Below are 22,659 nucleotides of genomic sequence, written 5' to 3'. Positions count from 1 at the left end.
TACCTGCCTGAGCAATGGGTTGCGTGCGCTTTAAGCTGCACCATACACAGGAAAGGCACGTATACGGGTTAACCTGAGGGCCATTCAAGGGTATAATCCGCCGATTTCCACCGGTTTGAGTCAGCCATGAAGTTTATCCGCGGTATTTATAATCTGAAAGAGCAGCATCGCGGCTGCGTCCTGACCATTGGCAATTTCGACGGCGTCCATCGCGGCCATCAGGCTTTGATGGCGGAATTGATTGCTGAGGGACGTAAACGCAACCTGCCGGTGGTGGTGATGCTGTTTGAGCCGCAACCGCTTGAGTTGTTTGCTGGTGATAAAGCGCCAGCGCGCCTGACGCGTTTGCGCGAAAAACTAAAGTATCTCGAACAGGCTGGCGTTGATGCCGTGCTCTGTGTCCGTTTTGATCGCCGCTTTGCCGCGCACTCCGCACAAAGTTTTATTGCCGAACTGTTGGTGGATAAGCTCGATGTGAAGTTCCTCGCAGTGGGGGATGATTTCCGCTTTGGCGCTGGTCGCCAGGGGGATTTCCTGTTATTACAGAAAGCCGGTGTCGAGTATGGCTTCGAAGTCATCAGCACCCAGTCTTATTGTGATGGCGGCAAACGTATCAGCAGCACTGCGGTACGACAGGCGCTGGCGCAGGATGATTTTGCGCAGGCACAGGCGCTGTTGGGCCATCCGTTCAGCATTTCAGGCCGCGTGGTGCACGGTGATGCACTGGGCCGCACGATTGGTTTTCCCACCGCGAATATTCCTTTACGCCGCACGGTAACGCCGGTGAAGGGGGTTTTTGCGGTTGAAGTTTTAGGCCTGGGTGACCAACCCATTCCCGGCGTGGCTAACATTGGCACACGTCCGACGGTAAAAGGTCTGCGTCAGCAGCTTGAAGTTCACCTGCTTGACACACATATGAATCTCTATGGGCATCACATTGATGTGGTGCTGAAACAGAAGATTCGCGACGAACAGCGTTTCGCTTCGCTGGACGCGCTGAAAGAACAAATTGCGAAAGATGTGGTGACGGCCCGCCAATTCTTTGGGCTTAACGCACCGGCTTAATGACCGAAATACGGAACCGAGAATCTGATGAGTGACTATAAATCTACCCTGAATTTGCCGGAAACGGGGTTCCCGATGCGTGGCGATCTGGCCAAACGCGAACCGGGAATGCTGCAACGTTGGTATGATGACAACCTGTACGGCATCATCCGCGAAGCCAAAAAAGGGAAAAAAACCTTTATTTTGCATGATGGCCCTCCTTATGCGAACGGCAGCATTCATATTGGTCACTCCGTTAACAAGATTCTGAAAGACATTATCGTTAAGTCGAAAGGCATGGCGGGATATGACTCGCCGTATGTGCCAGGTTGGGACTGCCACGGTCTGCCGATTGAGCACAAAGTTGAGCAGATGATCGGTAAGCCGGGCGAGAAAGTCAGCGCCGCGGAGTTCCGTGAAGCCTGCCGCAACTATGCCGCAGAGCAGGTTGAAGGTCAGAAGAAAGACTTCATCCGTCTGGGCGTGCTGGGTGACTGGGATCGTCCGTACCTGACCATGAACTTCAAAACTGAAGCCAACATCATTCGTGCGCTGGGTAAAATCATCGGCAACGGCCATCTGCACAAAGGTGCGAAGCCGGTGCACTGGTGCATGGATTGCCGCTCAGCGCTGGCTGAAGCTGAAGTCGAGTATTACGACAAAACCTCTCCTTCTATCGATGTGATGTTCAACGCCGTCGATGCGGACGCGGTGCGTGCCAAGTTTGGTGTTGCAGCCTCAGAAGGTCCGGTTTCACTGGTGATCTGGACCACTACGCCGTGGACCATGCCAGCTAACCGCGGTATCTCTCTGCATCCAGAGTTCGAATACCAGCTGCTGCAGATCGAAGGTCGTAGCCTGATCCTCGCTAAAGAGATGGTTGAGAGCGTGATGAAGCGCGCGGGCATCGCTGAGTGGACGGTACTGGGCGAATGCAACGGTGCCGCGCTTGAGCTGCAGCTGTTCCAGCATCCATTCCTTGAGCAGATTCAATCCAAAGTGGTGTTAGGCGAGCACGTGACGCTGGAAGCGGGTACCGGTGCGGTACATACCGCACCTGGCCACGGTCCGGATGACTATGTGATTGGTCAGAAATACGGTCTGGAAACCGCTAACCCAGTGGGTCCAGATGGCGCGTATCTGCCAGGTACTTATCCAACGCTGGATGGCGTAAATGTGTTTAAAGCCAACGACATGATCGTTGAGCTGTTAAAAGAAAAAGGTGCACTGCTGCACGTTGAGAAACTGCTGCACAGCTATCCGCATTGCTGGCGTCATAAAACGCCGATCATCTTCCGCGCGACCCCGCAGTGGTTCATCAGCATGGATCAGAAAGGTCTGCGTGCGCAGTCGCTGAAAGAGATCAAAGGCGTGCAGTGGATCCCAGACTGGGGCCAGGCGCGTATCGAAGCGATGGTGGCGAATCGTCCTGACTGGTGTATCTCACGTCAGCGTACGTGGGGCGTGCCAATGGCGCTGTTCGTACACAAAGAGACCGAGCAGCTGCATCCAGATACGCTTGAGCTGATGGAGAAAGTGGCCAAGTGCGTTGAGCAGGATGGTATTCAGGCTTGGTGGGATCTCGATCCACGCGATCTGATGGGCGATGACGCAGACAACTACGTCAAAGTGCCGGATACGCTGGATGTGTGGTTCGACTCTGGATCAACCAGCTATTCCGTGGTGGATGCGCGCCCTGAATTCGGCGGCCATACGCCGGATATGTATCTGGAAGGTTCCGATCAGCATCGCGGCTGGTTCATGTCTTCTCTGATGATATCTACGGCGATGAAAGGCAAAGCGCCTTATCGTCAGGTACTGACGCACGGCTTCACCGTGGATGGTCAGGGCCGCAAGATGTCGAAATCCATCGGTAACACCGTGGCACCACAAGACGTGATGGACAAACTCGGCGCGGACATTCTGCGTCTGTGGGTGGCCTCAACCGATTACTCCGGTGAAATGGCGGTTTCCGATGAAATCCTGAAGCGTGCGGCGGACAGCTATCGTCGTATCCGTAACACCGCGCGCTTCCTGTTGGCTAACCTCGCAGGCTTTAACCCGGCCACTGATTGCGTGAAGCCAGAAGAGATGGTAGTAGTGGATCGTTGGGCCGTTGGCCGTGCGCTGGCAGCCCAGCAAGATATCGTCCAGTCTTATGACAACTACGATTTCCACGAAGTGGTGCAGCGTCTGATGCATTTCTGCTCCATCGAAATGGGCTCGTTCTATCTGGATGTGATCAAAGATCGCCAGTACACCGCTAAAGGTGACAGCCTGGCGCGTCGCAGCTGCCAGACCGCGCTGTGGCACATCGCTGAAGCGCTGGTACGCTGGATGGCACCAATCATGTCCTTCACGGCCGATGAGATCTGGGGCTACCTGCCGGGCGATCGCGCGAAATACGTGTTCACCGAAGAGTGGTACCAAGGTCTGTTTGATCTGGCCGATAACGAAGCTCTGAACGATGCTTACTGGGATGACCTGCTGAAAGTGCGCGGTGAAGTCAACAAAGTGATCGAGCAGGCACGTAGCGACAAGCGCATCGGCGGTGCACTGGAAGCCACCGTCACGCTGTACGCAGACGCTGAGCTGGCGGCCAAGTTGCAGGCATTAGGCGATGAGTTGCGCTTTGTGTTGCTGACGTCAGGCGCGATCGTGGCCGATTACGCTACCGCGAGTGTTGAAGCGCAGCAGAGCGAAGTACTGAAAGGTCTGAAAATTGCGCTGCATAAAGCAGAAGGCGAGAAATGTCCGCGCTGCTGGCATTACACTACCGACGTTGGCCAGAATCCGGAGCATGCTGCGGTCTGTGGTCGTTGTTACACCAACGTAGCCGGCAACGGTGAAGTGCGGAAATTTGCCTGATGAGTAAACTCTGCTCTACCGGATTGCGTTGGTTGTGGCTGGTGCTGGTGGTGATCGTGATCGATTTCGCCAGCAAGCAGTGGATCATGAACAACATGATGCTGCACGAGACCAAGCCGCTGATACCGTTTTTGAATCTGTTCTACGCGCACAACTATGGCGCGGCGTTCAGTTTCCTGGCGGACAAAGGCGGCTGGCAGCGCTGGTTCTTTGCCGGCATCGCGATTGCGATTGTCGTGTCGCTGGTGGTGATGATGTATCGCAACCGCGCCAGCAACAAATTAACTAATATTGCTTATGCGCTGATTATCGGCGGAGCGTTGGGAAACCTGTTTGATCGTGCTTATCACGGCTTCGTGGTCGATTTCATCGACTTCTATGTCGGCGACTGGCACTTCGCCACCTTTAATATCGCCGACTGCGGAATTTGCATCGGTGCTGCCTTGGTGGTGTTGGAAGGTTTCCTTACGCCGAAAGATAAACAGGTCAAAGAGAAAGGGTAACAACAGATGATGGACTCCGTTCAGCGCGATAGCGCGTTGCTGGTGCATTTCACATTGAAGCTGGAAGATGGCTCAACCGCCGAATCCACGCGCGCCAACGGCAAACCAGCGCTGTTCCGTCTGGGTGATGGCAGCCTGTCTGGTGCGTTAGAAAAGGAACTGCTTGGGCGTAAAGTCGGTGATAAGCACACCTTTACACTGGCACCGGATGATGCCTTTGGTGGCACCAGCCCGGACCTGATCCAGTACTTTTCGCGTCGTGATTTCAAGGATGCAGGTGAGCCGGAAGTCGGGGCCATCATGCTGTTCAGCGGTCGGGGTGGCAGTGAAATGCCCGGCGTAATCCGTGAAGTTTCCGGTGACTCAATCACCGTTGATTTCAACCATCCGCTGGCCGGTCAGCGCATTCAGTTTGAAATTGAAGTGCTGGAGATTGATCCGGTACTGGAGGGTAGTGATGCAAATCCTGTTAGCTAACCCTCGCGGTTTCTGTGCTGGCGTGGATCGCGCCATCAGTATCGTGGAGCGCGCGCTGGAGATGTACGGCGCGCCTATCTACGTGCGTCATGAAGTGGTGCACAACCGCTACGTGGTGAGCAGCCTGCGTGAGCGCGGCGCGATCTTTATCGAAGAGATCAGCGAAGTGCCCGATAACGCCATCCTGATCTTCTCAGCGCACGGGGTTTCTCAGGCCGTTCGTGCTGAAGCCAAAGCACGTAACCTCACCATGCTGTTTGATGCCACCTGCCCGCTGGTGACCAAAGTGCATATGGAAGTCGCACGTGCCAGCCGTAAAGGTGTTGAAGCCATTCTGATTGGTCATGCCGGTCATCCAGAAGTGGAAGGCACCATGGGGCAGTACAACAACCCTAAGGGTGGCATGTATCTGGTGGAGTCGCCGGAAGATGTGTTTAAGCTGAGCGTCAAAGATGAAGGCAATCTGTGCTTTATGACGCAGACCACGCTGTCGGTTGACGATACCTCGGACGTGATCGATGCACTGCGCCAGCGCTTCCCGGCGATTATCGGGCCGCGCAAAGATGATATCTGTTATGCCACGACCAACCGTCAGGAAGCGGTGCGTGTATTGGCGCGTGATGCTGAAGTGGTACTGGTGGTCGGTTCGAAAAACTCCTCTAACTCTAATCGCCTGGCTGAGTTGGCACAGCGTGCAGGGAAACTGGCGAAGCTGATTGATTCAGCGGATGACATCCAGGAAGAGTGGGTGAAAGACAAACAGATCATTGGTGTGACAGCCGGTGCCTCAGCGCCTGATATTCTGGTGCAGCAGGTGATTCAACGCCTGCGTGAACTGGGCGGTGAAGCAGCCATCGAGTTGATTGGCCGTGAAGAGAATATCGTGTTTGAAGTACCGAAAGAGCTGCGCGTCGAAGTGCGCAACGTGCAGTAAGCGATGACAACCGCTGTTTCACAATCAGGCCGACATTGTTCGGCCTTTTCTTTGTCTGTCGCCATGCCAAAGACCACTTCCAGCAGGTGGGATTGCAATTACTGATAATGTTTGGCGGCTGGCGTAAAATTCTTATTATCCCTTTTTTATTGTGGCGTGACTGTTATCTGACCGTTAACCTGTTTACGCTTTGCATGCATAGATTTGTATCAGGAATGAATAAATATGAGTGATATCCGCATTGCTATCGTTGGTGCGCCGGGCCGCATGGGACGCAATTTGATTCAGGCCGCGCAGCAGGCGGAAGGCGTAACCTTAGGCGCCGCTTTGGCCCGTAGCAGTTCTTCGCTGCTGGGGACTGATGCTGGAGAGTTGGCGGGCATCGGTAAAATCGGTGTGACCCTGACCGACGATTTGCTGAAAGTGGTAGATGATTTCGATGTGCTGATCGACTTTACCCGCCCGGAAGGCACGCTGGAGTATCTGGCGTTCTGCCGTGAGCACAAAAAGGCGATGGTGATTGGCACCACTGGGTTTGATGAAGCAGGAAAAGACGCGATTCGCGCTGCGGCGGAAGAGATTGGCATCGTGTTCGCCGCCAACTTCAGCGTGGGCGTCAACCTGGTGCTGAACCTGTTACAGCAGGCGGCGAAGGTGATGGGCGACTATACCGATATTGAAATCGTTGAAGCGCACCATCGTCATAAAGTTGATGCACCATCAGGTACAGCCTTGGCAATGGGTGAAGCGATTGCCGATGCGATGAACTGGAAACTGGACGAACACGCGGTCTACGCGCGGGAAGGCCATACCGGTGAGCGTAAAGCGCAAACCATTGGTTTTGCCACGGTGCGCGCTGGCGATATCGTAGGTGAACACACTGCTATGTTTGCCGATATTGGTGAGCGCGTAGAGATTACCCACAAGGCCTCCAGCCGTATGACCTTCGCAAATGGCGCGGTTAAAGCGGCAAGTTGGCTAAAGACTAAGAAATCTGGCCTTTATGATATGCGTGATGTGCTGGATTTATCGATGTTGTGAGTGTTGTGAACCATCGTGATGTGGTTATTTCAATCGGTAAGATGTTGATTGAATAGGGCAATGTTTTCATTGCCCTTTATTTTGTCTTTAAAATGATGGTTTGGGCTTCTTAATTGGCTGAGGTCATTGTTTTAATGAGTTTGCGATCTATTTTTATTCAAAATGATGCCAATTTTGACCATTTGGTCAAAAATTTATGCGGTGTAGCACGAATTTCCGATTATTTCCGCTCAGCAACCGTTTATTTTTCCCAGTTTCCTTACTCTTTTATCGCCTTTCTCAGTTTTTAACATTCAAGTGCGCTAAAAATACAAAAAAATAACCACTCAGGGTAGACAAGCTGCAGGTCGATCATTAGAATGCGCGCAATTTGCCAAAATTCGAGCAGTCAGGCGGATTTTGCATTGATTCGGGCATGTATTTTGAATTAATATGCAAATATTGTGACTGTTTATTCCCTGGAGGATGTTTTGATTAAGTCAGCGCTCTTGGTTCTGGAAGACGGAACCCAATTCCACGGTCGGGCCATCGGGGCAACGGGGTCGGCAGTGGGGGAAGTCGTTTTCAATACGTCAATGACTGGTTATCAAGAAATCCTCACTGATCCTTCCTATTCCCGCCAAATCGTTACCCTTACTTATCCCCATATCGGCAATGTTGGCGTTAACGCCGCCGATGAAGAATCCAGCCAAATCCATGCTCAAGGCCTTGTCATTCGCGACCTGCCGCTGATCACCAGCAACTTCCGTAGTGAAGAGAGCCTGTCAGCTTACTTGCAGCGCAATAACATTGTGGGCATCGCCGATATTGATACGCGCAAACTGACCCGTTTGCTGCGTGAGAAGGGCGCACAGAGTGGCTGCATCATTGCAGGGGATAACCCAGACGCCGCACTGGCGCTACAAAAGGCACAGGCGTTCCCGGGTTTGAAAGGCATGGATCTGGCAAAAGAAGTGACCACCGCGGAAACCTACGCGTGGCAACAGGGTAGCTGGACGCTGGAAGGTGATCTGCCAGAGCAGAAAACTGCCGCAGAGCTGCCATTCCATGTTGTTGCTTATGACTTTGGTGCGAAGCGCAACATCCTGCGCATGCTGGTGGATCGCGGCTGCCGCCTGACGGTTGTCCCAGCGAAAACCAGCGCTGAAGAGGTGCTGGCACTCAATCCCGATGGCATCTTCTTGTCAAACGGCCCGGGTGACCCGGAACCGTGCGATTACGCCATCAACGCCATTCAGGCGTTCCTGAAAACCGATATTCCCGTGTTCGGTATTTGCCTCGGCCATCAGCTGTTGGCGCTGGCCAGCGGTGCTAAGACCATTAAGATGAAGCTTGGTCATCACGGCGGCAACCATCCGGTGAAAGACCTGGATAACAACACGGTGATGATTACCGCGCAGAACCATGGTTTTGCCGTTGATGACAGCCAGTTGCCGGCGAATCTGCGTGTTACGCATGTGTCGCTGTTCGACCAGACTGTGCAAGGTATTCATCGCACCGATAAACCGGCCTTTAGCTTCCAGGGACACCCCGAAGCGAGCCCAGGCCCGCACGATGCGGCGCCGCTGTTCGATCACTTTATCGAACTGATCGAAGCTTACCGTTCTAACGCGAAGTAATCAGGAGCCCACGATGCCAAAACGTACAGACATAAAATCCATCCTGATCCTTGGCGCTGGCCCGATCGTTATCGGCCAGGCATGTGAATTCGACTACTCCGGTGCGCAGGCCTGTAAAGCGCTGCGTGAAGAGGGTTACCGCGTCATTCTGGTCAACTCCAACCCGGCTACCATCATGACCGACCCGGAAATGGCCGATGCGACCTACATCGAGCCAATTCACTGGGAAGTGGTGCGCAAAATCATCGAAAAAGAGCGCCCGGATGCAGTGCTGCCAACTATGGGCGGTCAGACCGCGCTGAACTGCGCGCTGGAGCTGGAGCGTCAGGGTGTACTGGAAGAGTTCGGTGTCACCATGATTGGTGCCACCGCAGACGCCATTGATAAAGCCGAAGACCGTCGCCGTTTCGACGTTGCGATGAAGAGCATCGGTTTGGACACCGCGCGTTCAGGTATCGCACATACCATGGAAGAAGCGCTGGTCGTGGCTGAAGATGTTGGCTTCCCTTGCATCATCCGTCCTTCCTTTACTATGGGCGGCACCGGCGGCGGTATCGCTTATAACCGTGAAGAGTTTGAAGAGATTTGTGAGCGCGGCCTTGACCTGTCGCCGACCAATGAGCTGCTGATTGATGAGTCGCTGATTGGCTGGAAAGAGTACGAGATGGAAGTGGTGCGTGATAAAAACGACAACTGCATCATCGTCTGCTCCATCGAAAACTTCGATGCGATGGGTATCCACACCGGTGACTCCATCACCGTGGCGCCAGCACAAACCCTGACGGACAAAGAGTACCAAATCATGCGTAACGCCTCGCTGGCGGTACTGCGTGAAATCGGTGTGGAAACCGGTGGTTCAAACGTGCAGTTCTCGGTGAACCCGAAAGATGGTCGCCTGATTGTTATCGAGATGAACCCGCGTGTTTCACGCTCATCAGCGCTGGCGTCTAAAGCCACCGGCTTCCCGATTGCAAAAGTGGCGGCGAAACTGGCGGTAGGCTTCACGCTCGACGAGTTGATGAACGATATCACGGGTGGTCGTACCCCAGCGTCGTTCGAGCCTTCAATCGATTATGTTGTTACCAAGATTCCTCGCTTCAACTTCGAGAAATTTGCGGGCGCGAATGACCGTTTGACCACGCAGATGAAGTCGGTGGGTGAAGTGATGGCGATTGGCCGTACTTTCCAGGAGTCAATGCAGAAAGCACTGCGTGGTCTGGAAGTCGGTGCGAACGGTTTCGACCCGAAAGTGGATCTGGATGACGCAGAAGCCTTGACCCGTATCCGCCGCGAGCTGAAAGATGCCGGTTCTGACCGCATCTGGTACATCGCGGATGCATTCCGTGCGGGTATGTCTGTGGATGGCGTGTTCAACCTGACCAACATTGACCGCTGGTTCCTGGTGCAAATCGAAGAGCTGGTGCGTCTGGAAGAGCAGGTTGCCCGTGAAGGTGTGAACTCACTGAACGCTGATTTCCTGCGTGCTCTGAAGCGCAAAGGCTTTGCTGACGTGCGTCTGGCAAACCTGGCGGGCGTCGCTGAGAGCGAAATCCGCAAACTGCGTCAGCAGTTCAACCTGCATCCGGTTTACAAACGCGTGGATACCTGTGCGGCGGAATTCTCAACCGATACCGCGTACATGTACTCAACCTATGAAGAAGAGTGTGAAGCCAATCCAAACCAGGATCGTGACAAAATCATGATTCTGGGTGGCGGTCCAAACCGTATCGGCCAGGGTATCGAGTTCGACTACTGCTGCGTACATGCGGCGCTGGCGCTGCGCGAAGACGGTTACGAAACCATTATGGTGAACTGTAACCCGGAAACCGTATCGACGGACTATGACACCTCAGACCGTCTGTACTTCGAGCCGGTAACGCTGGAAGACGTGCTGGAAATCGTGCGCATTGAGAAGCCAAAAGGCGTGATCGTGCAGTACGGTGGTCAGACTCCACTGAAGCTGGCGCGTGCGCTGGAAGCAGCCGGTGTGCCAGTGATTGGTACCAGCCCGGATGCGATTGACCGTGCCGAAGACCGTGAACGTTTCCAGCAGGCGGTTGATCGCCTGAGCCTGAAGCAACCGGCTAACGCCACCGTTGCTACCCTGGAACAAGCGGTAGAGAAAGCGGCCGGTATCGGCTATCCGCTGGTGGTACGTCCTTCCTATGTATTGGGCGGCCGCGCGATGGAAATCGTTTACGATGAAATCGACCTGAAGCGTTACTTCCAGACCGCCGTCTCTGTGTCTAACGATGCGCCGGTACTGCTGGACCGCTTCCTGGATGATGCGGTGGAAGTCGACGTTGACGCAATTTGCGACGGTGAGCGCGTGCTGATTGGCGGCATCATGGAGCACATCGAACAAGCGGGTGTTCACTCTGGTGACTCTGCCTGTTCACTGCCGGCTTACACCTTAAGCACTGATATTCAGAACGTCATGCGTCAGCAGGTGGAGAAACTGGCCTTTGAGCTGAACGTGCGCGGTCTGATGAACGTGCAGTTTGCGGTGAAAGACAACGAAGTTTACCTGATTGAAGTGAACCCACGTGCCGCGCGTACCGTGCCGTTTGTGTCAAAAGCCACGGGTGTACCGCTGGCGAAAGTGGCCGCACGCGTGATGGCAGGCAAAACGCTGGCCGAGCAGGGCGTAACGGAAGAGGTGATTCCACCTTACTACTCTGTTAAAGAAGTGGTACTGCCGTTCAACAAGTTCCAGGGTGTTGACCCTATCCTTGGCCCAGAGATGCGCTCTACTGGTGAGGTAATGGGCGTTGGTCGTACCTTCGCTGAAGCCTTCGCCAAAGCGATGCTGGGTGCGCAGAGCAATATGAAGAAAACCGGTCGTGCCCTGCTGTCAGTGCGCGAAGGTGATAAGAAGCGTATTGTTGACCTGGCCGCTAAGTTGCAGAAGTTTGGCTTCGAGTTAGATGCCACGCACGGTACCGCCGTGGTGCTGGGCGAAGCGGGTATCAACCCACGTCTGGTGAACAAGGTGCATGAAGGCCGTCCACATATCCAGGACCGCCTGAAGAACGGTGAATACACCTACATCGTGAACACCACCGCAGGACGTCAGGCGATTGAAGATTCAAAACTGATTCGCCGCAGTGCGCTGCAATATAAGGTGCACTATGACACCACGTTGAACGGTGGATTCGCTACAGCCATGGCGCTGAACGCTGACCCAACCGAGAAAGTGATTTCTGTGCAGGAAATGCACGCGCAAATCAAAGGTTAATCCCGCGATTGACCTGAATAAAACGGCCCTAAAAGGGCCGTTTTTTTTCGCCTGTTTTCCCCTGGTTGAATATCGTTATGTGTTAAAAATCTATTGATTTGACATAGTTTTTATCAGTTGATGCGATACCGGTTACACCTCGGATTATTCGCACAAATTTATAAATAAGATCCCGGGCAGCGCACCGTACTATTTCGCACGCTCATTAATAGAGCGCTCACCTTAACTGGGATATAAAAAATGAAAATGCGTGCTTTCACCCTCAGTGCAGTGGCTGCATTGTTAGTTGCTGCTCCTCTCGCCAGCCAGGCGGAAATTACCCTGCTCAAGCAGGATCCGCAGGCGGGCGATCCACTCAGCCGTCTTGATTTCAAAGTGGGCGGCAGTATTCGTCCACAGTTCCAGCATCAGGCAGGTGTGAACGACAAGTCTTACAAGCGTAATGGCTTTGATGGCGGTTCACGTTTCCGTTTCTCTGCTGATTACTACCTGTTTGATGACATCAGCTGGGTCAGCTACTACGAGCTGGGTGTGAACTTCCCGGCATGGTGGGGCTGGGATAACCACTATGCAGATGGCGCTCACAACACCACGCGTCGTCAGCTGTATACCGGTCTGAAAAGCAAAACCTGGGGTCAGCTGACCTTTGGTCAGCAGAACAGCATTTACTATGATGTGGTTGGCGCGAAGACCGATATCTGGGACTACGACATGCTGGCCCAGGCACCAGGCAACGGTATCAACGGCGACTACGACGGTTCTTATCGCTCACGTAAGATGCTGAAGTACAAAAACACCTTCGGCGATGTAGATGTTTATGCGTCATACCTGTTTGAAGATAACAACTACCTGCCAGGTAACGGCCTGCGCTACAAGCGTAAAGGCGGCGGCTCACTGGGCGTGAACTATCACATCACCAAAGATCTGGCATGGGGCACCGCGTGGAACTACACGCGTGCTGATATCCACAACCCAGGCACTGGCGAAAGCAAAGATTACGACCAGAACATCTATGGCACCGCGCTGAGCTGGACGCCAGATAACTGGACGCTGTCTGCAGGCGGCGGCTGGTATCAGAACTTCTCACCAACCAAACGTAACACCGTGAATAACTACTTCGCGGATGATGCGTGGGGCGTGGAATACTTCGCGGGTTACAAGTTCCCAATCGGCCAGTATGCGGTTAAATCTATCCAGCCATACTTCATGGGCGACCGTCTGGAATTCGTCAACGGACGTAACTACAAGCGTATCGATAACGGCGTAGGTATCAGCACCAAGCTGGACTACGGCTTCCAGATTGATTACGAATATGTGATTACCTCCAGCACCGATAAATCACTGGGTAACATGAACCTGGTGCGTGTGCGCTACGACTTCTAATCGTGGTTTTAACGGCTCCTGCGGGAGCCGTTTTTCTTTGTCGCATAGAGTGCGATTTTCTTTACACTCCATCCCATCAATCCCTGTTTTCACCCTGAATTGTGCCGCTTCGCCGAACTATTCTGGCGCCTCTTCCCAGATATGCTGCGAAACTCGGTGTAAAACTCTGTCCAATAACAAAAATGCGGTGGCATAGGAGCTTTACGCAAATAGCGGGGTCGGCCTATCGACGAAACTTTCGCCTTTACGTATGATGGCGCCAATTTTTTTCCTGTAGGTCTTTTAACATGATTAGTCTCATCGCGGCACTGGCAGCCGATCGCATTATTGGTATGGAAAACGCCATGCCATGGAACCTGCCAGCAGATTTGGCGTGGTTTAAACGTCATACGCTGAATAAGCCGGTGATTATGGGTCGCCTGACCTTTGAATCCATTGGACGCCCATTACCGGGTCGTCTGAATATTGTGGTCAGCAGCCAGCCGGGGACGCATGAAGGCGTCACTTGGGTCACTTCACTGGATGAGGCGGTTAAAGCTGCCGGCGACGTCGAGGAGATAATGGTGATCGGTGGCGGCCGCATTTATGAACAGATGCTGGCACGTGCGGATCGTCTGTATCTGACCCATATTGATGCGGAAGTAGAAGGCGATACCCAATTCCCGGATTACGAGCCGGATGAGTGGCAGTCTACCTTTAGTGAATTCCACGATGCGGATGCGCAGAATTCACACAGCTACTGCTTTGAGATTCTGGACCGCCGCCGCTAATTTTGCCTGGTGCGCATCAATGCGCACCCTACAAAGGCCGTGCTGCGTCTGCCTTGATGCGCACCCTACGAAGGTCGTGCAGCGTCATCGTAGGGGCGCCATTTATGGCGACCGAAAAAAAGCCCCGCTCAACTGGCGGAGCTTTTTACTTACTGCGCGTCACTGAGTGGTGGATGTGCGCTGACTGCGCTTTCTGCCATCGCCTGCACGCGATTGGATTGCTGCACGTGATACTGCATGGTTTCCCAATGCAATAAAGTCAGCGTGCCGCCCCAGCAGCAGCCTGTATCAAGGCCAATCACATGGCTCGGCGTGCCTTTGCCTTCCAGCGAGGCCCAGTGACCAAATATTTGCGTATATTCACTGCCAATCTTGCCGGGAACATTGAACCAGGGTTTGAGTGGCGGTGGGGCAGAGTTCGGCGCTTCTTTACAGATCATATCCAGCTGACCGTTGGGGAAACAGAAGCGCATGCGTGTCAGCGCATTGGTGCTGAATCGCAGGCGTGCCAGACCCGTCAGTTCCGGTGTCCAGTTGTTTGGCATGTCGCCATACATTGCATCCAGGAACAGGGGGTAGGTATCGCTGGAAAGCACCGCTTCCACTTCAGCCGCGCACAGTTTCGCGGTATCGAGATCCCATTGCGGCGTGATGCCCGCATGCGCCATCAATAGCTTCTTTTCTTCGTCAACCTGCAGCAGCGGCTGGCGACGCAACCAGTTAATCAGTTCATCCGCATCGGCAGCCTCTAACAACGGCGTCAGGCGATCTTTCGGCTTGTTACGGCTGATGCCCGCATAAACAGCCAGCAGGTGCAGATCGTGATTGCCCAGCACCAGGCGCACGCAATCTCCCAGCGATTTCACGTAGCGTAAGACGTCTAGCGAACCCGGTCCGCGCGCGACTAAGTCGCCCGTTAGCCACAGCTCATCTTGCTGTGGATCGAAATCAACGCGCGCCAACAGCGCACGTAATTCGTCATAACAGCCGTGGATATCGCCAATCAGGTATGTGCTCATTACGTCAGTCCGATCAAAACGCGCCGCCCGGACTGGCCGGGCGGAGGAGGATTAATGAATGTGGGTTTGTATTGCGAGTCGGAACACCGGAATCTCGACGTGGAACTCTTCGCCTTCTTCGTCGATCATCACATAGTGACCTTGCATGGTGCCCATTGGTGTTTCAAGCACCGCACCGCTGGTGTATTGGAACTCTCCGCCAGCAGCAATGTGCGGTTGCTCGCCTACCACGCCTTCACCTTGTACTTCCGTCTCGCGACCGTTGCCATTGGTGATTAGCCAGTAGCGGCTCTGCAACTGCACGCTGTTACGCCCCAGATTGCGAATGGTGATGGTGTAGGCAAACACGTAGCGATCCTCGTCGGGCAAGGATTGCGATTCCACATATTGGCTCAATACATGGACACAGACGCGGGCCAATTCACTCATACACTCAGCTCTCCGGCGTTTCAGCCTGATGGTTACCCAGCCAGTTGGCCAGTTGGCAATACTGCGCCACGGTGACATTTTCTGCACGCAGCGAGGCATCAATATCGAGTTGATCCAGCGCACCGGCCGCAAACATATGTGCGAGACTGTTACGCAGAGTTTTACGACGTTTACCGAACGCTTCCGTGGTAATACGGCTCAGCAGACGAATATCGCTGACCGGATGCGGTGGTTGTGCATAAGGCATCAAACGTACCACGGCGGAATCCACTTTAGGTGGTGGGGTAAAGGATTCAGGTGGCACTTCCAACACCGGAATAACCTGGCAGTAATATTGCGCCATCACGCTCAGACGACCATAGGCTTTGCTGCCTGGTCCGGCAACCAAACGGTTAACCACTTCTTTCTGCAGCATGAAGTGCATATCTTTAATCGAACCAGTATAGCTGAAAAGGTGGAACATCAGCGGCGTGGAGATATTGTAGGGCAGGTTGCCAAACACACGCAGCGGCTGACCTTTCTCTTGCGCCAGAGCGGAGAAATCAAAGGTCATCGCATCTTGCTGATAGATGGTCAGCTTAGGGCCGAGGAACGGATGGGTCTGTAAACGCGCGGCCAGGTCGCGGTCCAGCTCAACAACGGTCAATGCATCGAGACGTTCGCCGACGGGCTCCGTTAAGGCGCCAAGGCCGGGACCAATCTCCACGATAGCTTCTCCCTTCTGCGGGTGAATAGCGGAGACAATGCTGTCGATAATGTACTTATCGTTCAGGAAGTTTTGCCCGAAACGTTTACGGGCGTAGTGCCCCTGGTGGACGCGATTATTCATTACTGCTCTTGATCATAGTGATGGCGAGATTAAGCGCCGTGATAAAGCTGCCCGGTTCTGCCTTGCCCTGGCCGGCTAATTCAAGCGCGGTGCCGTGGTCGACAGAGGTCCGGATAAAGGGCAGGCCAAGGGTGATATTCACCGCACGACCAAACCCCTGAAATTTTAGCACCGGTAAGCCCTGATCGTGATACATCGCCAGGACGGCATCGGCATGTTGCAAATATTTCGGCTGGAACAAGGTATCCGCTGGCAAAGGGCCAGTGAGCTGAATGCCTTGCTGACGCAGTTCGTCGAGCGCCGGAATAATGGTATCAATTTCTTCGCGACCCATGTGACCGCTTTCGCCAGCATGAGGGTTTAAGCCGCAAACAAAGATGTGTGGCTGCGCTAAGCCAAATTTTTGCTGTAAATCCTGATGCAGAATGGTGATCACTTCATGCAGGCTGTCGCGGGTGATAGCATTGGAGACATCTTTTAATGGCAGATGGGTGGTCGCCAAAGCAACGCGTAACTCTTCCGTTGCCAGCATCATCACCACGCGGTCTCCGCCTGCGCGATCGGCAAAGAATTCGGTATGGCCGGTAAACGGAATGCCGGCATCATTGATCACACCTTTATGAACCGGACCGGTGATCAGCGCAGCGAACTCGCCATTCAGGCAGCCATCACAGGCACGTGCCAGCGTCTCCAGCACATAGTGACCGTTTGCGACGGTGAGCTCACCGGGCGTCACGGGTTGAGCGGTATCGACCTGCAACAGCGTTAACGTACCCGCCTGCTGCGGTTGCGCGGCTACACCTGCTTGGTAATCACGCAGCGTTAACGGCAAGCCGAGTTGGCTGGCGCGTTGGCGGAGCAGATTACCGTCGGCACACACCACCAGCTCAACTGGCCAGTCAAGCTGGGCCAGTTGAACGGTGAGATCAGGACCAATCCCGGCGGGTTCGCCGGGCGTGATCACCACACGATAGTTACTGGCCATTGCCATCCAGAATTTTCACGTAAGCACTGGCGCGCTGTTCCTGCATCCAGGTCTGTGCTTCTTCAGCAAATTTACGGTTGAACAACAGGCGATAAGCACGCTCTTTCTGCGCTGCATCGGTTTTGTCCACCTGGCGGGTATCCAGCAGCTGAATCAAGTGCCAGCCGAAGGATGAGTGTACTGGCTCGCTGATCTGGCCTTTCTGCAACTTCAGCAGTGCATCACGGAATGCCGGATCGTAGATTTCTGGGGTTGCCCAGCCGAGATCGCCACCCTGGTTAGCCGAACCGGGATCGTCAGAGAACTGTTTTGCTGCGGCGGCAAAGGTGGTTTTACCACTTTTGATATCAGCAGCGATCTGCTCGATCTTCGCCTGCGCCTGCGCGTCAGTGAGAATCGGTGACGGCTTCAGCAGAATGTGACGCGCATGTACTTCGGTTACCGAGATATTTTTACTCTCACCGCGCAGATCGTTCACTTTCAGGATGTGGAAGCCCACGCCGGAACGGATTGGGCCAACGATGTCGCCTTTCTTCGCGGTGCTCAGTGCCTGCGAGAACAGGGTTGGCAGTTCTTCAATTTTTGCCCAGCCCATGTTGCCGCCTTTCAGCGCTTGTGGATCGGCAGAGTAGGTGACCGCCAGTTTACCGAAGTCGGCACCGCCTTTCAGTTGTCCCACCAGCTGACGCGCCAGCGCTTCCTGATCGTCCACCTGTTGCTGGGTTGGATTTTCGGGCAGCGGCAGCAGGATCTGGCTGACATTCAGCTCCGTACCCTGGGCGTTTTGTGAACCAACCTGAGCGGCGAGCGCATCAACTTCCTGTGGCAGGATGGTCACACGACGGCGCACTTCGTTGTTACGCACTTCAGAAATCAGCATCTCCTGGCGAATCTGCGCACGGTAAGCATTGTAATTCATACCGTCATAGGCGAGGCGGCTGCGCAACTGATCCATGGTCATCTTATTCTGTGCGGCAATGTTCTGGATCGCCTGATCCAGCTGCTGATCGCTGACCTGCAGGCCGGCTTTTTCACCCATCTGAAGAATGATGGCATCCATGACCTGACGCTCAAGGATCTGATGACGCAAGGTTTTGTCATCAGGTAACTGCTGATGTGCCTGCTGCGCCTGTGATTTCACGGTGCGCATCATGTTATCAACGTCACTTTCCAGCACCACACCGTTGTTCACGACTGCGGCAACTTTATCAACCTCTTGTGGGGCTGCGAACGCAGTGTTAGCGGTAATCGCTACACCAAGAATCAGCATTCTCCAGTTCTTCATACTTTATCCATTGTTGTTTCCGCACTGCGGGATAGCCTGTCAAACATCACAACATCAGAAAGCGCGCTGGTAAGGGATGATGCCCTGACGCAGCATTTCATTGGTGCCTAAGCCATAGTTAGAACTCAGACCACGTAGCTCAATGTTGAATGAGATTTGGTTGTCGTACTTACTGTCGTTGTTTTCCCAACCGTTGATCTTGCGCTCGTAACCCAGACGAATGGCATAGCAGCACGAGCTGTACTGCAGGCCGATAAGCTGCTCAGCCGGACGACTGTTGCGGGTATCGTAGTAATAGCCCCCCACCAGTGACCAGGCATCGGCAATCGGCCAGCTCCCGGTCGCGCCCACTTGTGAAATCCCGTTTTTATAAATCGGGTTAGTCAGCAAGCTGGAGTTGTTCAGGGCCTGAGCAACATACTCCGGACTGCTGTAACGGTAGCTTAACTGCACCATACGATCGGCATCCTGGCGATATTCCAGAATGGCATTACCCTGAGCGACGTTATCGAGGCGGGTGTCATATTGCAGTCCGCCGCGCGCACCCCAGCGATCGCTGATTTTCCAGTACGTATCGCCAGCCCACACCAGGCTGCCGGTATCATCTTCGTCACTTGTCTGGTTTACGCCGGTACGAGACGGGGTAAACGAGTAGATTTGACCTACAGAAACGTTAAAACGTTCAACCAGATCGTTATCATAAATTCGTGTGGTCAAACCGGTTGCGACTTCGTTCGCTGAAGCGATGCGGTCCAGACCACTGTAAGTACGATCGCGGAACAAACCGGTGTAGTCCGTTTGCAGCAGGGTGGAGTCGTACGGATAGATATTGCTCTGGTTGCGATACGGAATGTAAAGGTACTGAACACGCGGCTCCAGGGTTTGCGTGTAGCCCGGCTCCCAATCCATATTGCGGTCAAATACCAGACGTCCATCCACTTTGAACTGTGGCATGGTGCGGTTCACCGAGCTGTCCAACCGATTACCGGTGCTGTCTACGCCCGAGATTTCGTTATTGTTATAACGATCGATATTGTCCTGCTGGTAGTGCGTTGCAAGGAATTTGGCTTCGGTATCCAGGCTTGCCCAGCCATTCGACAGCGGCAGGTTCAACGTTGGCTCAATGTGAAGACGGGTCGCTTCAGGCATTTTGCTGTTCACGTTAGTGAATTTCACTGCCTGTGCGTAAATGCGACCATCAAACGGACCAATATCGTTTTGATAAGCGTTGAGATCCAGCTGTGGCATCGCACGATACACGTTGGTGGAATCCGTGGTGCCAAAGACCTGGAAGTCTTTGGTCGACAACGTCGCATCCCAGTTGGTATCGGCATAGCCAAAGCTAAATTTCTGCGTCGCATAACCGTCGGTAGAGCTGTAATACTTCGAGTCGAGATCGTTGAAGTAGTAAGGATCGCTCACCTTGGTATAGTTAGCGTTGAAGCGCCAGTGCTGCTCATAAACGCCCGCATGCTGCCAATAGAACAGCCAGCGATCGGAGCTGTCATTCTCGGCGATTCCACGCACCGCTTTGTCGTTGTCGTACTGCTTATCAGAAGGCAGATAATCCAGTTCCATCAAACCGGCACCGAACACGGTTAGATAGCGGAATTCATTCTGCAGTTGTAGACCACGTTTACTCATGTAATGCGGCGTAATGGTGGCATCTGCCTGCGGCGCGATGTTCCAGTAATACGGCAGCATGAACTCGAAGCCATTGTTACTGCCGTACTTCGCGTTGGGGATCAGGAAACCAGAACGACGGCGATCGCCAATCGGTAACTGCAGATACGGGCTATAGAATACCGGGACATTGCCCAGTTTGAAGCGCGCATTCCAGATCTCGGCCACTTCTTCCTGGCGATCCTGGATCACTTCGGAGCCAACCACACTCCAGCTGTTGGAACCCGGCAAGCACGATGTAAAGCTGCCGTTTTCCAGAATGGTATAGCGGTTATCACCGCGCAGTTTCATCTGATCGGCGACGCCACGCCCCTGACGGCCGACCATTTGATAGTCACCGTTCCAGACGTTGGTGTCTTTAGTATTAAGATTGGACCATGCTTTCGGACCTTTCAGGATGACCTGATTGTCGTCATAGTGCACATTACCCAGCGCATCGACTGTACGTACTGGCGTGGTTTGCCCATCCTGCTGGCGCTGATGCAGTTGCATCTCATCGGCGCGTAAGCGGCTATTGCCCTGCTGCACGTCAACATTGCCAGTAAAAACCGCGTCATTCGGGTAGTTACCCTTGGCCGAGTCAGAGTGAATGGTGACAGGCAACGAATTGGTATCGCCACTGACCAGTGGACGGTTGTAGCTCGGCACGCCCAACATACACTGCGACATAAGGTCGTCGGCGAACGTCTGCTGACTGTAGAGCGCTGCACCAATCATGGTTGCCAGCAGGGTAGGTATCTGTTTTTTCATACGCGGTTCGGGATTTCCATGAGAACGGGCATCATGCCGACAATCGGCTCAGAGACTAACTTACTGCCCGGCGTTGTGCCAGTGTTAATCCTTGTCTGATCGCGTTGCTGTTAGGCACTGAAGTAAATGAAAGGTATGATAATGCAATTTTCAGCCGCAAGCATGGCGAATTGAGGAGTTTATGCGCTACTGGGGAAAAGTTATTGGTCTGGCTCTCGGCTTACTTTCCGGGGCAGGCTTTTGGGGCATTGTACTGGGTCTGCTCATTGGCCATATGTTTGACAAGGTGCGCAGTGTAAAAGGACAGGGTTATTTCGCCAACAATCAGGCGCGACAAACGCTGTTTTTCAGTACCACTTTTCAAGTGATGGGCCATTTGACCAAGTCAAAAGGGCGCGTCACCGAAGCCGATATTCAGATTGCTTCTTTATTTATGGATCGTATGCAGCTGCATGGTGATGCACGCGTGGCTGCCCAAAGGGCATTCCGCGAAGGCAAGCAGAGTGACTATCCGCTGCGTAATAAATTGCGTGAGCTGCGCAGCGCCTGCTTTGGCCGTTTCGATCTGATTAGGATGTTTCTGGAAATTCAGATTCAGGCGGCGTTCGCCGATGGATCGCTGCATCCCAACGAGCGTCAGGTGCTGTATGTAATCGCTGAAGAGCTGGGTATTTCGCGCACTCAGTTCGATCAGTTCCTGCGCATGATGGAAGGCGGGCAACAGTTCGGCGGCGGTGGTTCGTCTTACGGCGGTGCCTATCAGCAGGCGAAACGTGGGCCAACGTTAGAGGATGCGTGTAGCGTGCTCGGCGTGAAGAGCAGTGATGACAGCACCACCATCAAACGGGCTTACCGCAAACTGATGAGCGAGCACCATCCGGATAAACTGGTGGCGAAAGGGTTGCCGCCGGAAATGATGGAAATGGCGAAGCAGAAAGCGCAGGAGATTCAGGCGGCTTATGATCTGATTCGCAAGGAAAAGGGATTTAAGTAGAGTAATTTTCCCTCACCCTAACCCTCTCCCGCAAGCGGGCGAGGGAACTGATCGAGCGAATTTCTGTTAAAGCTTCAGACTGACACATCACACTGTACGTCACCTTCTCCCGCTTGCGGGAGAAGGCTGGGATGAGGGAAACCGTTAAAAATCCGCCGGCTGCTTAAACGTCATGCTATTGCCGAATGCCGGATGGGTGATAGTCAGGGACTCCGCATGTAACTGCAAACGCTCGGCCATGGCTAATGCCTCTTCGTGGGCATAAAAACGATCGCCCAGAATCGGATGGCCCAGTGCCAGCAAATGCACGCGCAGTTGATGCGAGCGTCCGGTAATCGGCTTAAGCCGCACGCGAGCACTGTTTCCTGCCTCATACTCCAGCACCTGATACTCGGTCTGCGCGGCTTTACCATTCTCAAAGCACACCATCTGCTTTGGCCGATTTGGCCAGTCACAAATTAAGGGTAGGTCGATCAAACCCTCTTCAGCAGCAGGATGGCCCCAGATGCGGGCCACATAGTATTTAGAAGGTTCCCGCTCACGGAACTGACGCTTTAGTTCTCGCTCCGCCGCTTTATTCAGCGCCACTACGATCACACCGCTGGTCGCCATATCCAGTCGATGTACCGATTCCGCCTGAGGAAAATCACGCTGGATGCGCGTCATCACGCTGTCCTTGTGCTCCTCAAGCCGGCCCGGCACGGACAACAAGCCACTTGGCTTGTTCACCACCATAATATGCTCGTCCTGATACAGAATATGTAACCAGGGTTCCAGCGGCGGATTGTAGGCTTCCATCAACATGTCG

Annotated in this window: 18 protein-coding genes; 11 read left to right on the top strand and 7 right to left on the bottom strand. The window is 53.7% G+C overall.

All coding sequences use genetic code 11. The features are described from left to right. The first annotated feature begins 126 nt into the window (after positions 1–126). The 10 genes from ribF to folA all read left to right on the top strand — a co-directional run bounded on the left by ribF (position 127) and on the right by folA (position 13,877). On the top strand, positions 127–1,065 hold the full coding sequence (ribF, locus tag LK04_RS15615; protein ID WP_039329415.1) for a bifunctional riboflavin kinase/FAD synthetase: 939 nt from the start codon (positions 127–129) through the stop codon (positions 1,063–1,065). Between the two features lie 27 nt (positions 1,066–1,092). Beyond that, positions 1,093–3,912, top strand: a complete 2,820-nt coding sequence (ileS, locus tag LK04_RS15610; RefSeq protein ID WP_039329413.1) for an isoleucine--tRNA ligase — start codon at positions 1,093–1,095, stop codon at positions 3,910–3,912. Next, the gene (gene lspA, locus LK04_RS15605) at positions 3,912–4,415 is read left to right on the top strand and encodes a signal peptidase II (RefSeq protein ID WP_039329411.1); all 504 of its coding nucleotides are present in this window, start codon (positions 3,912–3,914) and stop codon (positions 4,413–4,415) included. The genes ileS and lspA overlap by 1 nt, the downstream gene beginning before the upstream one ends. Positions 4,416–4,421: 6 nt before the next feature. Further along, a complete protein-coding gene (gene fkpB, locus LK04_RS15600) occupies positions 4,422–4,892 on the top strand; it encodes an FKBP-type peptidyl-prolyl cis-trans isomerase (protein WP_039329409.1) in 471 nt (156 codons plus the stop codon). Further along, complete coding sequence (gene ispH / locus LK04_RS15595) at positions 4,873–5,826, top strand: 4-hydroxy-3-methylbut-2-enyl diphosphate reductase (protein ID WP_039329407.1); 954 nt, start codon at positions 4,873–4,875, stop codon at positions 5,824–5,826. The genes fkpB and ispH overlap by 20 nt, the downstream gene beginning before the upstream one ends. Before the next feature lie 225 nt (positions 5,827–6,051). After that, complete coding sequence (dapB, locus tag LK04_RS15590; RefSeq protein ID WP_039329405.1) at positions 6,052–6,867, top strand: 4-hydroxy-tetrahydrodipicolinate reductase; 816 nt, start codon at positions 6,052–6,054, stop codon at positions 6,865–6,867. A 470-nt stretch (positions 6,868–7,337) separates the two neighbouring features. Further along, the gene (gene carA / locus LK04_RS15585) at positions 7,338–8,486 is read left to right on the top strand and encodes a glutamine-hydrolyzing carbamoyl-phosphate synthase small subunit (protein WP_039329402.1); all 1,149 of its coding nucleotides are present in this window, start codon (positions 7,338–7,340) and stop codon (positions 8,484–8,486) included. Positions 8,487–8,499: 13 nt separating this feature from the next. Next, positions 8,500–11,724, top strand: coding sequence for a carbamoyl-phosphate synthase large subunit (carB, locus tag LK04_RS15580; protein WP_039329400.1), 3,225 nt, complete (start codon positions 8,500–8,502; stop codon positions 11,722–11,724). A gap of 240 nt (positions 11,725–11,964) precedes the next feature. Then, complete coding sequence (locus tag LK04_RS15575; protein ID WP_039329398.1) at positions 11,965–13,107, top strand: porin; 1,143 nt, start codon at positions 11,965–11,967, stop codon at positions 13,105–13,107. Positions 13,108–13,394: 287 nt separating this feature from the next. Next, the gene (gene folA / locus LK04_RS15570) at positions 13,395–13,877 is read left to right on the top strand and encodes a type 3 dihydrofolate reductase (RefSeq protein WP_039329396.1); all 483 of its coding nucleotides are present in this window, start codon (positions 13,395–13,397) and stop codon (positions 13,875–13,877) included. A 149-nt stretch (positions 13,878–14,026) separates the two neighbouring features. Here folA and apaH read toward each other — a convergent pair whose 3' ends face one another. From apaH to lptD, 6 genes are read right to left on the bottom strand one after another with little or no spacing between them, the layout of a single operon-like run. Continuing rightward, complete coding sequence (gene apaH, locus LK04_RS15565) at positions 14,027–14,896, bottom strand: bis(5'-nucleosyl)-tetraphosphatase (symmetrical) ApaH (protein ID WP_039329395.1); 870 nt, start codon at positions 14,894–14,896, stop codon at positions 14,027–14,029. A gap of 51 nt (positions 14,897–14,947) precedes the next feature. Continuing rightward, on the bottom strand, positions 14,948–15,325 hold the full coding sequence (gene apaG, locus LK04_RS15560) for a Co2+/Mg2+ efflux protein ApaG (protein WP_039329393.1): 378 nt from the start codon (positions 15,323–15,325) through the stop codon (positions 14,948–14,950). Positions 15,326–15,329: 4 nt separating this feature from the next. After that, on the bottom strand, positions 15,330–16,154 hold the full coding sequence (rsmA, locus tag LK04_RS15555; RefSeq protein WP_039329391.1) for a 16S rRNA (adenine(1518)-N(6)/adenine(1519)-N(6))-dimethyltransferase RsmA: 825 nt from the start codon (positions 16,152–16,154) through the stop codon (positions 15,330–15,332). Beyond that, positions 16,147–17,139 carry a 4-hydroxythreonine-4-phosphate dehydrogenase PdxA gene (gene pdxA / locus LK04_RS15550; RefSeq protein WP_039329572.1) on the bottom strand — a complete coding sequence of 331 codons (993 nt, stop codon included), beginning with the start codon at positions 17,137–17,139 and terminating at the stop codon, positions 16,147–16,149. Before pdxA ends, rsmA begins: the two co-directional genes overlap by 8 nt. After that, positions 17,129–18,424 carry a peptidylprolyl isomerase SurA gene (gene surA, locus LK04_RS15545; RefSeq protein ID WP_039329389.1) on the bottom strand — a complete coding sequence of 432 codons (1,296 nt, stop codon included), beginning with the start codon at positions 18,422–18,424 and terminating at the stop codon, positions 17,129–17,131. Before surA ends, pdxA begins: the two co-directional genes overlap by 11 nt. Positions 18,425–18,478: 54 nt before the next feature. Beyond that, positions 18,479–20,857 carry an LPS assembly protein LptD gene (gene lptD, locus LK04_RS15540; protein ID WP_039329387.1) on the bottom strand — a complete coding sequence of 793 codons (2,379 nt, stop codon included), beginning with the start codon at positions 20,855–20,857 and terminating at the stop codon, positions 18,479–18,481. Between the two features lie 181 nt (positions 20,858–21,038). Here lptD and djlA point away from each other — a divergent pair, with 181 nt between their 5' ends. Next, positions 21,039–21,851, top strand: coding sequence for a co-chaperone DjlA (gene djlA, locus LK04_RS15535; RefSeq protein WP_039329384.1), 813 nt, complete (start codon positions 21,039–21,041; stop codon positions 21,849–21,851). A gap of 144 nt (positions 21,852–21,995) precedes the next feature. Here djlA and rluA read toward each other — a convergent pair whose 3' ends face one another. After that, complete coding sequence (rluA, locus tag LK04_RS15530; protein WP_039329382.1) at positions 21,996–22,655, bottom strand: bifunctional tRNA pseudouridine(32) synthase/23S rRNA pseudouridine(746) synthase RluA; 660 nt, start codon at positions 22,653–22,655, stop codon at positions 21,996–21,998. Positions 22,656–22,659: the final 4 nt, after the last annotated feature.

This window comes from Pantoea vagans (assembly GCF_001506165.1).
In the GTDB taxonomy this organism is placed as follows: domain Bacteria; phylum Pseudomonadota; class Gammaproteobacteria; order Enterobacterales; family Enterobacteriaceae; genus Pantoea; species Pantoea vagans_C.
This window is presented reverse-complemented; position numbering and strand designations above follow the sequence as displayed.